Source organism: Bacillus sp. FSL R5-0654, from assembly GCF_038008745.1.
In the GTDB taxonomy this organism is placed as follows: domain Bacteria; phylum Bacillota; class Bacilli; order Bacillales; family Bacillaceae; genus Bacillus; species Bacillus safensis.
Genome location: NZ_JBBOZV010000001.1, coordinates 452,338 through 464,743, shown reverse-complemented (window position 1 = coordinate 464,743; position 12,406 = coordinate 452,338). Strand labels below are relative to the sequence as shown.

Genomic DNA, 12,406 nt, shown 5'->3' with positions numbered 1-12,406 from the left:
TTCTTAAATAATTTATATTTTCTAATATAAATGATTTAAATTACATCGCAGTAACTAATCAATTTTCTGCAAAATGTTAAAAACAAATCTAAGAACTATCAAATGTCAAATATAACATTGAAAAACGTTATGTATAGGAGTTACAATTTATTCAAAAATTTAAATATTGAATCTGTTGCTTCTTTTTCTAGTAAATATACCTTCTGAAGTCTATTTGTTAGGTTTTTTTGAGTATCTTTTTTTAAGTCTGTAAAATATAATTTCAATATGTGATTTGCTACAATTTTAAATTCTTGAGCTATATCTTCGTATGTTTCAATAATGTTCTCTAGTACAGAATAATTATTTAAAAACCCTTTTAAATAATTTGCATAGTTATTTCTAGAACTGCCGAATACATACAGATTCCGATAAGCTATTGAAATATTCTTTTTGTTTATTAATACCTCGTTGGAAACGTATTCTTTGAAATCCAAGAAATGATTAAGGCCTATCGCATAACTTTTTTCTTCATGTTTAAGAATATTAATACCAGGGAGCATTTCCCCGATATTTATCATTGCGTTAATCTTTAAAATATTTTTAATATCTAATGAATTAGATAAATCGATATTCCCAAGGTTAAATGTATACATTTCAAATTTATTCAACATTTTTTGATTAATTAAGGAAATAATTGCATTAGATATTGTTTCTTTATTTATTTTCCCCTTATATTTATAAAAGTGGTCACATATGAAATAGTAATCATCTTTAATCCCTACCACCTCTATGTAATGTAAACTATGTCTTTCTTTGTAATATATATTGTATGGTAATTCATAAACATCTAAACAAATTATAAATGAAGTTGCCTCTTTAATAATATCTACACATTGTCGATGAAGGGCATCGAAATTATCAAAATGAAATCTATACATATCTATGTTTGCAACCCTTTTTAAATGATCCTCTAATGACTCATAATAGGGTGTTAATCTAATGATGTCATTATTCTTTAAAGTAGCTATACCAGCTTGATTCCATATAAATTCGATTTTTTCAGGGATTTGTCGAGATAAAATAGCATTGGCACTTAATCCGAAGCAATTATGATTTTTATTATAAATAATATTTTTTTTTGAACTCATTTATCCTTCCCCTCCTAACGTAATAGCGAATATGTGTATAAATGGATTTTCTTCCAGTGTCAAGGAGTCTAATAAAAACTCCTTACTGAATTGAATTCTCTCTACCCATAAAGAAATAGTAGTATCTAACTTCCCGTTTGGAGTATATACATAATCAGATGTTACAAACTTTTCATTCCTCTTATAAGGAATTTCTTCCATTAAATCTGTAATGTGTATTTTCTCGCTAAAAATCAAATTTTCCTCACTGTAAAAATGAATATTATTAGAGAAGTTCCCATTATTACAAGCTCCTAAAATATAAACATCAGTAAAGTTATTTCTTTCAAAAGAGACCTTTAATTCATCGTCTATTGAAATATTATCTAATATACTATCCAGTTCTATTTTAAAAGGAATATTATTGAAATACATATTTTCTTGAAAGTACTCTTTTGGAAATGACAAATTTGCAAATATATCCAGAGATCCCTTTGATGCCTCATCTAAAGTAGTAATGCCTGTACTATTAAAATACTCTTTCAAATTTAGTTGATAAAACATTTTCTTTTCTCCTTAATTTACGCATGTTTTTAAAAAATTGTTTTTAACAATAAAACAGGTTAATTTAAAGAAATTTATCCAACACTTCAAATAATAAAAAGGTAGTTTATTGATAATAAACTGTAATTTAATCCAATACAAGTAAAATGATTATTTTATCTTCATACATTAATTAGATAGATAAATACCGGCACATTTAGGTAAGCAGAACTACCAACCGCCTTCACAACATATACAGCACCCGTACTAATTTATGAATTCAAAGGAACTAGGCAGTAAGACATTTGAAAAACCTCATCGAACAAGACAATAAACATGCAAAAGCATTTTATCATATCCACAGAATTTCAAAATATTCGCTACTTCGAAAAACATTGAAACCTTTCATTCTATAAATAAGTAACCTTCGCCTTTTCGCCTACAATGTACCTCAATTGCTAGCAATCGTATAATTATACTGCTTTTTATCTGTTAAGAAATAATGCAACTGAGTCCGTTCCTAGTATATCCCTCACACCCGTTTATTTCTCTGCTAGTTTCTTCGTTTTGTAGAGAGACTTCACCAATTTCTATCTATCTAAAAGAAAACAGTAGTGAAGTATCCAGAGCCACAAGGTAAGAACAGCAATATCTTCTTTTTCACGACCGAAACGCTCCTTTTGGTTGCATGAGCAGGTTTTAATTAACTCCATCGTACCTGACCAGTGACACACTGTCAAAATGATTTATAGACGATAACGCGCAATGTCCTGATTCAATCGCATGCTTAGTTCATTGTGTCTTTCTGCTTTCGCCACATTGGAGATAGCTGTCACTTGTTCGTCTGTGGATGCAGTGATCTCTTCGATAGCTGCGGCATTTTCTTGAGAAATATGTGCTGCGGCGAGCATGGCTTTAGTAATGAAGTCGTTTTGCTCCATCAATGTATTCAGCTCTTTTGCCATAGCGTTTGTTTCAACGATGGTTTGTGAAATCAATGTAGAGATAGCATTGATCTCATTTTCTGTTGCATGCACCGCTTCATCTAACTCGGCAAAACGAGCCATTGTGCTCGACATGATACCGGCTGTTGCAGCCATTTCTTCTTTAATGCCTTGGATCATTTGCTGAATTTGAACAGCTGGCAGCTTCGGTTTTATATGTTTTGAAGTAAACACTTGTTAAAAGGAGTTAGTCATATGGCTGTTTTTATTCTATTCATTGTATTTGGCTTTCCTATTATCTCTGTGCTGATTGGCATTTTTGGCACACTCCTTTTGAAGAATGTTTGGATGCCTACTTTGATTGTGCTGTTAGCGAGCATGATCTTCATGTTCACCTCTATTGGCGGGAATAAATCCTTTCTCATTTGGGTTATTGTCTATACCGTCTTTACATTCTTTGCTGGATGGATTACAAAGCGACTCAGCGTGTAGACAAACCCTCGCATTCGGTGTCAGGTCTGCGCTCCGGTGCTCACGAATGTCAAATTCGCTCCGCTCCGGTACTCGTCCTTCCTAGACTTCAAAGGTTTTCTATCACGCTGAAAAAAAGAAGACAAAGGGCTAAAATAAAAATCATTTTAGCCCTTTGTCAACAATTTGAAAGAACAGCATCGCTGTTCTTTTTTTAGATCAAATATCCGCACACCATAGTTCAATTTCAATTTTCAGCTCCGGCCATCCTAAAGCTGATACATAAGCAACCGTCATTGATGGGTAAGCTGTTTTGAAGATCGTATCCCACTGAGGATATAGATGGTCCCAGTCGATTTCTTCTGTTGCCCATATATTGACCTTGATCACATGTTCTTCATTTAATCCTTCTGAATCAAGGATTTTTTTGATGTTTTCAAACGTATTCGTTACTTGGTCTTTTAAGCTTGATGGGATTTGCCCATCTATATCTGTCCCTACCTGACCCGATGTAACAAATAATCCCGCGCCCTTTGGCACCCTTGTGATATGACTGTAGTGACCAACAGGTTTCGGCATACTTTCTGGGTTTTTTCTCGTGATTTTTTCCATGTTATGTCCCTCACTCACGTTTATTTTTCTGCTAGTTTCTTCGTTTTGTAGACAGACTTCACCAATTTCTATCTATCCTAAAAGAAAACAGCAGTTGAGTATCCATAGCCACAAGGTAACAACATCAATATCTTCTTTTTCATGACCGGAACACTCCTTTTGTTTGCGTGAGCAAGGTTTTGATTAACTTCACCGTACCTGACAAGTGATACATCGTCAAAATGATTTATAGACGATAACGCGCAATGTCCTGATTCAATCGCATGCTTAGTTCATTGAGCCTTTCTGCTGCTTTAGCCACATTAGAGATGGCTGTCACTTGTTCGTCTGTGGATGCAGTGATTTCTTCGATCGCCGCAGCATTTTCTTGAGAAACATGTGCTGCGCCGTGCATGGCTTTTGTGATGAGGTCGTTTTGCTCCAGCAATGTATTCAGCTCTTTTGCCATCGCGTTTGTTTCAACGATGGTTTGTGAAATCAATGTAGAGATGGCATTGAATTCATGTTCTGTTGCATGCACCGCTTCATCCAGCTCGGCAAAACGATCCATTGTGTTAGACATGATACCAGCTGTTGTTGTCGTTTCTTCTTTAATGCCTTGGATCATTTGCTGAATTTGAACGGCTGATTGTTTTGTCTGCTCAGCTAAATTCCGCACTTCACTCGCCACAACTGAGAAGCCTTTGCCATGCTCTCCTGCACGTGCTGCCTCAATACTTGCATTCAGCGCCAGTAAATTCGTCTCATTTGAAATGCTTTCAATCGTATCTGTGATTTGAGAGATATCCTGTACTTTTGTACTTAACTGCTCGATTCCTGCTCTAATGCCTTGAGACGCCTGAATCGATTGTTCATTCGATTGTTTTAATTGCTGTACGATTTGCTGGCCCTGCTGTGATGATTGACTTGATTGGTCGGAAATCCGTTTAATTTGATCACTCTGTTCTTTGACATTCTCAATAGATTGATTAAACTGGGTCATTTGTTGATTGGCGACTTCAAGATCAGATGCTTGATGAAGCGTTCCAGTCGAAATGTCTCCGATGGCTCGTCCAATTTCTTCACTGCTGGCTGAGGTTTCTTCAGATATTGCCGATAAATCTGTCGCTGATTCAACAAGCTGACTGCTCGTTTCCTGTAAACCGCTCACCAGTGTTCTAAGCTCTCCTGACATATGGTTAAAGCCTTTTGCCAGCTGTCCGATTTCATCCGTTGTTTCCTTTAAGTTCGTGCGTTCAATATTCCCTGCCGCAATTTCCTTTGAAGCAGCAGTGACTTGCTTCAGCAGTCTGACTTTTCCTCGAGCAGCTAAATAAAAGACGCCTAGGCTCAGAAGGGCGACACCCGCTGTAATGAGAATAATATAGAGCTTCATCTGCTCTAATTCTTTATAAAATTCGTCTTGGAAGACAGCGATGCCTACACTCCAATTCCACGGCGTAAACTGGCTCATATAGGCGAGCTTTTCTTTTTCTTCGCCGGTTGCATCGTCCTTATCCATATAGCTCACATAGTGTGCATCCTCGCCTTTTGCATTGGCGCCAGCGACCATTTTTTGACGATTGGTCGTGTTATCTGGAATGACGCCGATGTCGTTGACTGGATGAACCTGGGTTGAATAGTCAGTGCCATAAGCAATTAGATAGCCTTTATTTTTATAGATAAAATCTGATTTTTGAGATTGGTATCCCTTCCCGTTGTCATTTTTGGGTCCGCTCAAGTAAAGCCGGGCTTGTTCTTGCGCCTGCTCAAGCGTCAGTTCTTTTTTCTCCACACGGTCATTCAACTGTTCAAGTGTGGCCATCGCTCCGCTGACGATGTGCTTTAAATCTGCTTTCCCTGCATCAATTAATACATGTTTCGCTAACAAATATCCCGTTGTTCCAACTAGTCCGCCCGTTAAAATCGTAATCACGATAATGGCAGACATTAATTGAAAAAAGACACTTCTTGACGCAAACGCTTTCTTTTTCATGTACAAATTCCCCCTTACTTTATATATCGTCAAGCAGGGAAAAGTATTAAAAAAGTCATAGAAAAAATCCCTTTCGCACGTTGGAAAGGGATTTTTCTCATTATCGAGCTGTTTCTTTAAGAATGGCTTGATAAAGATCGTCTGCTGGCGAGAGTCCACATACCTCTTCCAGCACACCTTCAATGCCTTTTTCTTTTCTTAATGCCTGCAAACGAACAGCTTCTTCGTCTCCAGTAAAGTCATAAGACAAAGCTGCCACAATACCTTTAATTAAATACTGTGGCTGTTTGATTTTTTTCGCTGGACCGATTAAACGGTCATCTGCTCCAAGCTTTCTAAGCGGGGAACGTGCGACGCGCGTGACTTCATCAGAGATAAAGGCATTTTCAAATCGTTTGATGATTTTTTGAATATACGCATCATGTTCTTCTTTTTGAAAGCCATATGTGTCGATTAAATAACTGCCCGTTTCGTGAAGTGCACCTTCGACCACTTGACGAATCTCTGGTGTATCGACGGCTTCTTTAATCGTTTGCACGCCTTTCTCGTACCCGACATAAGCAGCTAGTGCATGTCCTGTGTTGACAGTAAAGAGCTTACGCTCAATATAAGGCGTCAAATCTTGTACAAAGGTCGCTCCATCGATCTGAGGAACGTCTCCAATAAAGCCTGTCTCATCAATGACCCACTCGAAAAATGGTTCGACTGATACTTTCAAAATGTCCTCATGGTGCTGAATTGGGACAATGCGGTCAACCGCAGCGTTTGGAAAACCAACTGTGTGTGACAGCGCTTGTTGTTCATCAGCTGTTAAATGAGAGAAAACGGCTTCCTTTAAATGAGAGCTGCCGCCAATCATATTTTCACACGCCACAATGTTGATGATATGATCAGGCTTTTTCTGTTTTAAACCTTCAGCAATCGATGAAGCAATGATGTTCAAAACGGCTGGTCCAACAGCTGTTGTAATGAGGTCAGCTGTTGCTACCGCCTCAGTTAATGCAGCGGGATCTTTTGCGGAATTGATGGCTGACACAGGACCGACTACTTCTTGCTGCTGCCCTGGTGCTGCGAGTTCAACCGTGTATTCTCCTTTTTCATTCAGCTCGTTGATGACCGCTTCATTTACGTCGGTAAAAACGAGCTCAAAGCCTGATGCTTTTAACAAAGATCCGATAAACCCTCTGCCAATATTGCCTGCTCCAAAATGAAGTGCCTTCATGTTAGTTCACCTCGTTAAAGATAGCGATCAGTTCATCCTGATCCTTTGCATGAATGATACGCTCTACGTTTTCTTCCTCTGAACAGACGATCGCAATTTGAGAAAGAATATCGAGATGTTCATTGTTTTTACCAGCGATGCCAAATACGACTTTGGCAATATTTCCTTCACCATATTCAACGCCATCTGGAATTTGGATAATGGAAATTCCTGAATGAAGGACAGCCGCTTTCGCATCCTCTGTTCCATGAGGAATGGCAATTCCGTTGCCCATAAATGTAGAAGAAATATTTTCTCTTTCAAACATTTTGTCAACATAATCACTCGTGACATAGCCGTTTGCCACTAAGACTTCGCCTGCTTTTTTAATGGCTTCTTCTTTAGAGCCTGCTTGTTCGTTTAGAAAAATATTGTCTTTTGAAAGTACTTGTTTCATGAAAGATCACACACCTTTTTTAGAATGGAAAATCAGAAAACAACCAAAACGGGGAGTTCAATTAGGAAAAATTGGACTCAACCCGTTTCGTCATGTTATTTTTTCAATTTCTCAATCAGCTCATCGTATTTCGGGCTGTTTAAGAAATTATCAACTGAGATATGCACAGCTCCTGGCAATTTTGCCTTGGCTCTATCTGTTAAATCTTTATGAGTAAAGACCACATCGGCATCATCTGGGATGTTGCTGATGGATGTATTTGTTACATCAATATCAAGCTCTGCCTTTTTGACTTTATTCTTTAAAACGGATGCGCCCATCGCACTTGAGCCCATTCCTGCATCACAGGCAAAGATGATTTTGTTCACGTCATCTGGATTGATTTCATCTGGAGATGCTGCTTGCTCGCTTGCTTCAGCACCTTCTTTTTGTGCTGTAAGAGCAGCTGCTGCTGCACTTTTCTTGCCTTTCATGTCTTGCATTTTTTCTGTTGCTGCTGTTAAGTCTTCGTCCACTGCTTTAGACGCTTTCAAAATGACAGAAGCGACAAGGAACGATACGACCGCTGCCACGACAACACCTGCTAGAACGGCAAGGTGGCCGCCTTTTGGTGACATGAGCATAAGAGCGATAATACTTCCTGGTGACGGCACTGCTTTTAAGCCTGCATTTAACAGTGTAAAGGTCAGCACGCCGCTTGCTCCCCCAGCAATAACCGCCAAAATGAGCTTTGGCTTCATTAAGATGTATGGGAAGTAAATCTCATGGATTCCCCCTAAGAATTGAATGACAATCGCACCCGGTGCAGACTGCTTTGCAGTCCCTCTCCCAAAGAACATGTAGGCTAGAAGAACACCTAGACCTGGTCCTGGGTTTGTTTCAAGCAAGAACAGAACGGACTGGCCTGTCTTCGCTGCTTGCTCTACTCCTAATGGACCTAAAATCCCTTGGTTAATGGCATTGTTTAAGAACAATACTTTCGCTGGTTCAATGAAGATACTTGCCAGCGGAAGTAAATGTGCATTGACAATGATATCTACACCTGCCGCAAGGGCTTTATTTAAACCTAGTACCACTGGACCGATGGCGTAGAAAGCAATGGCGACTAAAATGGCACCTAGAATACCTGCACTAAAGTTATTAATCAGCATTTCAAAACCTGATCTGATTCGGTCTTTAAACAGCTGGTCGATTTTCTTAATGAGATAACCGCCAAGCGGTCCCATGATCATCGCACCTAAAAACATCGGGATGTCCGAACCGACAATAACCCCAATCGTAGCTGTTGCACCGAGTACCCCGCCTCGATGGTCATATACGAGCTTCCCGCCTGTGTAACCGATTAAGAGCGGCAGCAAGTAGTTGATCATTGGGCCAACTAGTGTATTTAATTGTTCATTCGGAAAATAACCACTTGGAATGAACAATGCTGTGATGAGTCCCCAAGCGATAAACGCTCCAATATTCGGCATGATCATACCGCTTAAATAGCTTCCAAAGCGCTGTACCTTTACGCGAAATCCGCTTTTTTCCTGCATCTATGAAAACTCCTTTCTTCTCTCCCTTTATTTAGGGCTTTATAGGTCAAAAGATATAAGAACAAGATTCAGTGAAGCCCTTATGCCTATCGTAAAACGCTTTCACTTTCTCTTCAATTGAAACTAAATGTCACTTTGTCGCTTAGTGTGTGACAAAATTGAAATATGACATGAACTCTCTGTCAGATCCCAACATATAATGGGTGAAAAGCTTGATCTGCCGTTGTTTTTACGCAAAATTCATTGGAATTTCACAACTTTCAAATGGTCTCTTCTTGTTTCCTCTTCTTAAATCGAATAGGCTTATAATTGATCAAATCTATTCAATCAAGAAATGTCTGCGCAGACATGACACAGAAAAAGTGAACCATCTTGCTGTTTGTTTCGTTTACCTTTTAGAGAGGGCGGTACAATAGGAGGAGCGGTTTTTTCTGTGACTCACAGTTTACTGCCGCTTTCTTTCTGATACATGAGACATTTTCAAAGGTAGAAAGGCGGTTATTCACCTTGTTTAAAAATAGTAAGTGGCTTCTGCTTCTTATGGTCATGTTCACTTTTTTCATTCCAAAGGAAGCATTTGCTCACGCATACGTCGTGAGCTCGAATCCAGAGACAAATGAAGAGCTGGATCAGCAGCCTCCTTCCGTCTCAATCACATTTAGTGAAGGGATTGAAAGCGGATTTCATGCCATTAAGGTGCTAAATGCAAAAGGGGATCGTGTGGATAAAGGAGATACGGTCATTAAAGATCAAAAGATCATGGAAGCGGCTTTAAAAAAGAATTTACCAAAAGGAATTTACACCATTCAGTGGAATGCGGTATCAGCGGACGGACACTCTGTCTCTGGCATGATTCCGTTTAGTATTGGAAAAGCGGATGGCGGTTTTGACCAATTAGAACAAGGTCAAACAGATGAATCCATTGATGTGGCCTCAACTATTGATAAAGCCTTTCTTTATACGTCATTCAGCTTATTCCTTGGGACCATTTTGTTTGGACTGCTTTGGTTTAAGACTGCGATTTCACCTGTATTGGCGAAACGAATGAAGCGGCTTTTGACCGTGTCATTGATTATGATGGGCGGAGCACTTGTGTTCCAGCTGCCGATTCAGACAAAATCAGCGGCAGACGTGTCCTTTTGGGGGGCTTTTCAGCCTTCGCTTTTACAAGAAACGATTGCGTCCACTTCTGGCGGCAGTCTGTGGATGATGCTTATGGCGTCATTTGTTCTTCTCACCATCTGGACGATTGTAGCGGTGAGAAAAGGGGACTTCTCTTCTTTTCGGGTTTGGCTGTTTCCACTGCTCCTATTCACAGTGCTCCTTTGGGTGAAAGCACAAATCGGACATCCAGCCGCAACAGACAATAAAATACTCACAACATCACTTGATTTCATCCATCTCGTCTCTGCTTCAATTTGGGTCGGTGGTTTAACAGCCATTGTCCTTCTATTGATGAAGAAACTGCCGAATGAAGATCAGCCGCTCATGCGGAGTACGCTAGCAGCATTTCATCCTTGGGCACTGCTCTCTGTTGGACTTATTGTGTTCTCAGGATTTGTGAATGCCATCTTTATTTTGCAATCGTTTGACGCTCTTTTCCAATCAGCATACGGACGCACCTTTTTAATCAAGCTTGGTTTATTTATCATCATGGGCCTTCTTGGACTTATGCATTACTTGATGCTGAGATGGGAAAAGACTCAGAAACGCAGTGTTTCCTTACGAGCTGAATGGATGATCGGGATTGCCATTTTGTTATTAACGGCTGTCTTTACCAATATTCCGAGCCCTCCTCCGCCTGCACCTGAGCCCTTCTTTGGCGCAAATCAGGTCGAGCATCGTGACATTGTGTCCTTGAGCATTACCCCGAATGCCCCGGGGAAAAACTCGTTCGAAGTGGCATTTACAAAGAAGAATGGAGAAACGATCACTGATATTCAATCTGTGACAGCCAAGATCCATAAGGTGGCTTTATTCGGTGATGAGACACCAAGTGAATTTCAACTGAAACGATTAAAAAATGGTCATTTCTCTGCTGAAAATCTCTTATTAAATGAAAAAGGCACATGGAAAATTGAAATCCATGCGTTAACTGGTTCTTTTAAGAATATCGATACTACATTTATTAGAAGAAACTAAAAAGGAGTTATCACTATGAAAAAATACGTTAAAGCTTTATTACCAATTCTTCTCGCTTCATTTTTATTGGCGATTCCTGTGAGTGCGCACGTGACAGTCAAGCCTGATACATCTGCGGCAAATGCTTGGGAGACCTATACATTAAAGGTTCCTTCTGAAAGTGACAGCCCGACGACAAAGGTTGTTCTGACAATACCTAAAGGTGTAGAATTCCAGCAATATGAGCCAGTACCTGGCTGGAAAACGTCAACTGAAGAGAAAGATGGCAAGGTGACAAGAGTGACTTGGGAAGCAACTGGTAAAGGTGTGCTTGCTGGACAATTCCAGCAATTCGTTTTTGTAGCGAAAAACCCTGAAAAAGCAGGTGAAGCTGCTTGGGATGCGTATCAATATTATAAGGATGGAACGGTCGTTGAATGGACTGGCGATAAAGATGCTGATAAACCTCATTCCATCACAAACATTGTGGCATCTAATACCGTAACAGATTCACATGGCCAGGAAAAACCAAAAGAAGAAAAGGCCTCTGAAACAGCCTCTGCTTCTTCCTCACCACTTGTCCTTGGCCTGTCCATTGCTGCCCTAGTCGTGGCGCTGATTGCACTTGGGCTTGCTTTTAGAAAGAAATAAAGAGATACATGAGCGATCGCTTTCTAGGAAACGATCGCTTTTTCTTGCACCACAGACTGTTTACTTTTATTAGAAATCAATTTTTTCCATTTTCCCAACTTATTATTTCCAATATAGGATTGAATAGGATAAAGCCGCATGCCATAATGAGACACATGACCACATAGGAGGCTATGAGATGAACCATGTAATCATTTTTGCTCATCCCCAGCAAAGCTTAAATCAAACCTTATTAGATCTTGTTGTGAGCACTCTTTTGAACAATGGTCATGAAGTGACTGTTCGTGATGTCTATACTCTAGGTTTTTCGCCAGAGCTCACCATTACAGAAAAGGCTGCCATCAAATGCGGTGATGTGCCCATTTCCATTCAAAGAGAGCAGAAACTGATTCAGCAGGCGGATGTGCTGACGTTTATTTTTCCAATATGGTGGACAGGCTTGCCAGCTATGCTAAAGGGTTATGTAGAGCGCGTCTTTTCTGAGGGTTTTGCTTATCAGATCAATGAGGATGGAGAGATTGAAAATCTGCTTCGGCACAAAAAAGGTGTCATTATCAACACGCATGATGCCCCGAGGACTTTTCTTGATTCCAATAAAATCTTCACCTCCTCTCATCACATGACAACTGATACTGAAGTCTTCAATTTTATTGGCGTTCAGCCAGTCGAACGGCTTTTGTTCAGCAGCATGGAGCAGGCATCTGCAGATTACATACACGAAATTCTGAAAGAAACGAAAGAAACGGTGGATCAGCTTTTTCCGCCGGCTGTTTAATAAAAAAAG

12 protein-coding genes are annotated in these 12,406 nt (G+C 39.7%); 4 read left to right on the top strand and 8 right to left on the bottom strand.

The window, feature by feature from the left end:
• Window positions 1-140: 140 nt before the first annotated feature.
• The 3 genes from NSS76_RS02220 to NSS76_RS02210 all read right to left on the bottom strand — a co-directional run bounded on the left by NSS76_RS02220 (window position 141) and on the right by NSS76_RS02210 (window position 2,830).
• On the bottom strand, window positions 141-1,130 hold the full coding sequence (locus NSS76_RS02220; protein WP_341080484.1) for a hypothetical protein: 990 nt from the start codon (window positions 1,128-1,130) through the stop codon (window positions 141-143).
• On the bottom strand, window positions 1,131-1,673 hold the full coding sequence (locus NSS76_RS02215; RefSeq protein ID WP_311165033.1) for a hypothetical protein: 543 nt from the start codon (window positions 1,671-1,673) through the stop codon (window positions 1,131-1,133).
• A gap of 725 nt (window positions 1,674-2,398) precedes the next feature.
• Complete coding sequence (locus tag NSS76_RS02210) at window positions 2,399-2,830, bottom strand: hypothetical protein (protein WP_241258004.1); 432 nt, start codon at window positions 2,828-2,830, stop codon at window positions 2,399-2,401.
• A 21-nt stretch (window positions 2,831-2,851) separates the two neighbouring features.
• Here NSS76_RS02210 and NSS76_RS02205 point away from each other — a divergent pair, with 21 nt between their 5' ends.
• On the top strand, window positions 2,852-3,088 hold the full coding sequence (locus tag NSS76_RS02205) for a DUF2651 family protein (RefSeq protein ID WP_206534093.1): 237 nt from the start codon (window positions 2,852-2,854) through the stop codon (window positions 3,086-3,088).
• Between the two features lie 198 nt (window positions 3,089-3,286).
• On the opposite strand, the gene NSS76_RS02200 is transcribed toward NSS76_RS02205, so the two are convergent.
• The 5 genes from NSS76_RS02200 to NSS76_RS02180 all read right to left on the bottom strand — a co-directional run bounded on the left by NSS76_RS02200 (window position 3,287) and on the right by NSS76_RS02180 (window position 8,850).
• On the bottom strand, window positions 3,287-3,679 hold the full coding sequence (locus NSS76_RS02200) for a RidA family protein (protein ID WP_206534094.1): 393 nt from the start codon (window positions 3,677-3,679) through the stop codon (window positions 3,287-3,289).
• Window positions 3,680-3,905: 226 nt separating this feature from the next.
• On the bottom strand, window positions 3,906-5,654 hold the full coding sequence (locus NSS76_RS02195) for a methyl-accepting chemotaxis protein (RefSeq protein ID WP_095407756.1): 1,749 nt from the start codon (window positions 5,652-5,654) through the stop codon (window positions 3,906-3,908).
• A 100-nt stretch (window positions 5,655-5,754) separates the two neighbouring features.
• Window positions 5,755-6,876 (bottom strand): mannitol-1-phosphate 5-dehydrogenase, encoded by a 1,122-nt coding sequence (locus NSS76_RS02190; RefSeq protein ID WP_341080455.1) that lies wholly within the window; start codon window positions 6,874-6,876, stop codon window positions 5,755-5,757.
• Window position 6,877: 1 nt separating this feature from the next.
• Window positions 6,878-7,312 (bottom strand): PTS sugar transporter subunit IIA, encoded by a 435-nt coding sequence (locus NSS76_RS02185; RefSeq protein WP_012008933.1) that lies wholly within the window; start codon window positions 7,310-7,312, stop codon window positions 6,878-6,880.
• Between the two features lie 95 nt (window positions 7,313-7,407).
• Window positions 7,408-8,850, bottom strand: coding sequence for a PTS mannitol transporter subunit IICB (locus NSS76_RS02180; protein WP_039176553.1), 1,443 nt, complete (start codon window positions 8,848-8,850; stop codon window positions 7,408-7,410).
• A 507-nt stretch (window positions 8,851-9,357) separates the two neighbouring features.
• On the opposite strand from NSS76_RS02180, the gene NSS76_RS02175 reads away from it, so the two are divergent.
• From NSS76_RS02175 to NSS76_RS02165, 3 genes are all read left to right on the top strand, one after another.
• Window positions 9,358-10,992 carry a copper resistance CopC/CopD family protein gene (locus tag NSS76_RS02175; protein ID WP_341080454.1) on the top strand — a complete coding sequence of 545 codons (1,635 nt, stop codon included), beginning with the start codon at window positions 9,358-9,360 and terminating at the stop codon, window positions 10,990-10,992.
• A 15-nt stretch (window positions 10,993-11,007) separates the two neighbouring features.
• Complete coding sequence (locus NSS76_RS02170; RefSeq protein WP_341080452.1) at window positions 11,008-11,622, top strand: YcnI family copper-binding membrane protein; 615 nt, start codon at window positions 11,008-11,010, stop codon at window positions 11,620-11,622.
• Between the two features lie 178 nt (window positions 11,623-11,800).
• Window positions 11,801-12,397, top strand: coding sequence for an NAD(P)H-dependent oxidoreductase (locus tag NSS76_RS02165; RefSeq protein ID WP_341080449.1), 597 nt, complete (start codon window positions 11,801-11,803; stop codon window positions 12,395-12,397).
• The last annotated feature ends 9 nt before the right edge of the window (window positions 12,398-12,406 follow it).

What these genes read in the sequence shown, in the direction of transcription:
- NSS76_RS02165 (WP_341080449.1), top strand. Translation starts at nt 11,801, where the DNA reads ATGAACCATGTAATCATTTTTGCTCATCCCCAGCAAAGCTTAAATCAA.
- NSS76_RS02220 (WP_341080484.1), bottom strand. Translation starts at nt 1,130, where the DNA reads ATGAGTTCAAAAAAAAATATTATTTATAATAAAAATCATAATTGCTTC.
- NSS76_RS02215 (WP_311165033.1), bottom strand. Translation starts at nt 1,673, where the DNA reads ATGTTTTATCAACTAAATTTGAAAGAGTATTTTAATAGTACAGGCATT.
- NSS76_RS02195 (WP_095407756.1), bottom strand. Translation starts at nt 5,654, where the DNA reads ATGAAAAAGAAAGCGTTTGCGTCAAGAAGTGTCTTTTTTCAATTAATG.
- NSS76_RS02200 (WP_206534094.1), bottom strand. Translation starts at nt 3,679, where the DNA reads ATGGAAAAAATCACGAGAAAAAACCCAGAAAGTATGCCGAAACCTGTT.
- NSS76_RS02190 (WP_341080455.1), bottom strand. Translation starts at nt 6,876, where the DNA reads ATGAAGGCACTTCATTTTGGAGCAGGCAATATTGGCAGAGGGTTTATC.
- NSS76_RS02205 (WP_206534093.1), top strand. Translation starts at nt 2,852, where the DNA reads ATGGCTGTTTTTATTCTATTCATTGTATTTGGCTTTCCTATTATCTCT.
- NSS76_RS02180 (WP_039176553.1), bottom strand. Translation starts at nt 8,850, where the DNA reads ATGCAGGAAAAAAGCGGATTTCGCGTAAAGGTACAGCGCTTTGGAAGC.
- NSS76_RS02185 (WP_012008933.1), bottom strand. Translation starts at nt 7,312, where the DNA reads ATGAAACAAGTACTTTCAAAAGACAATATTTTTCTAAACGAACAAGCA.
- NSS76_RS02170 (WP_341080452.1), top strand. Translation starts at nt 11,008, where the DNA reads ATGAAAAAATACGTTAAAGCTTTATTACCAATTCTTCTCGCTTCATTT.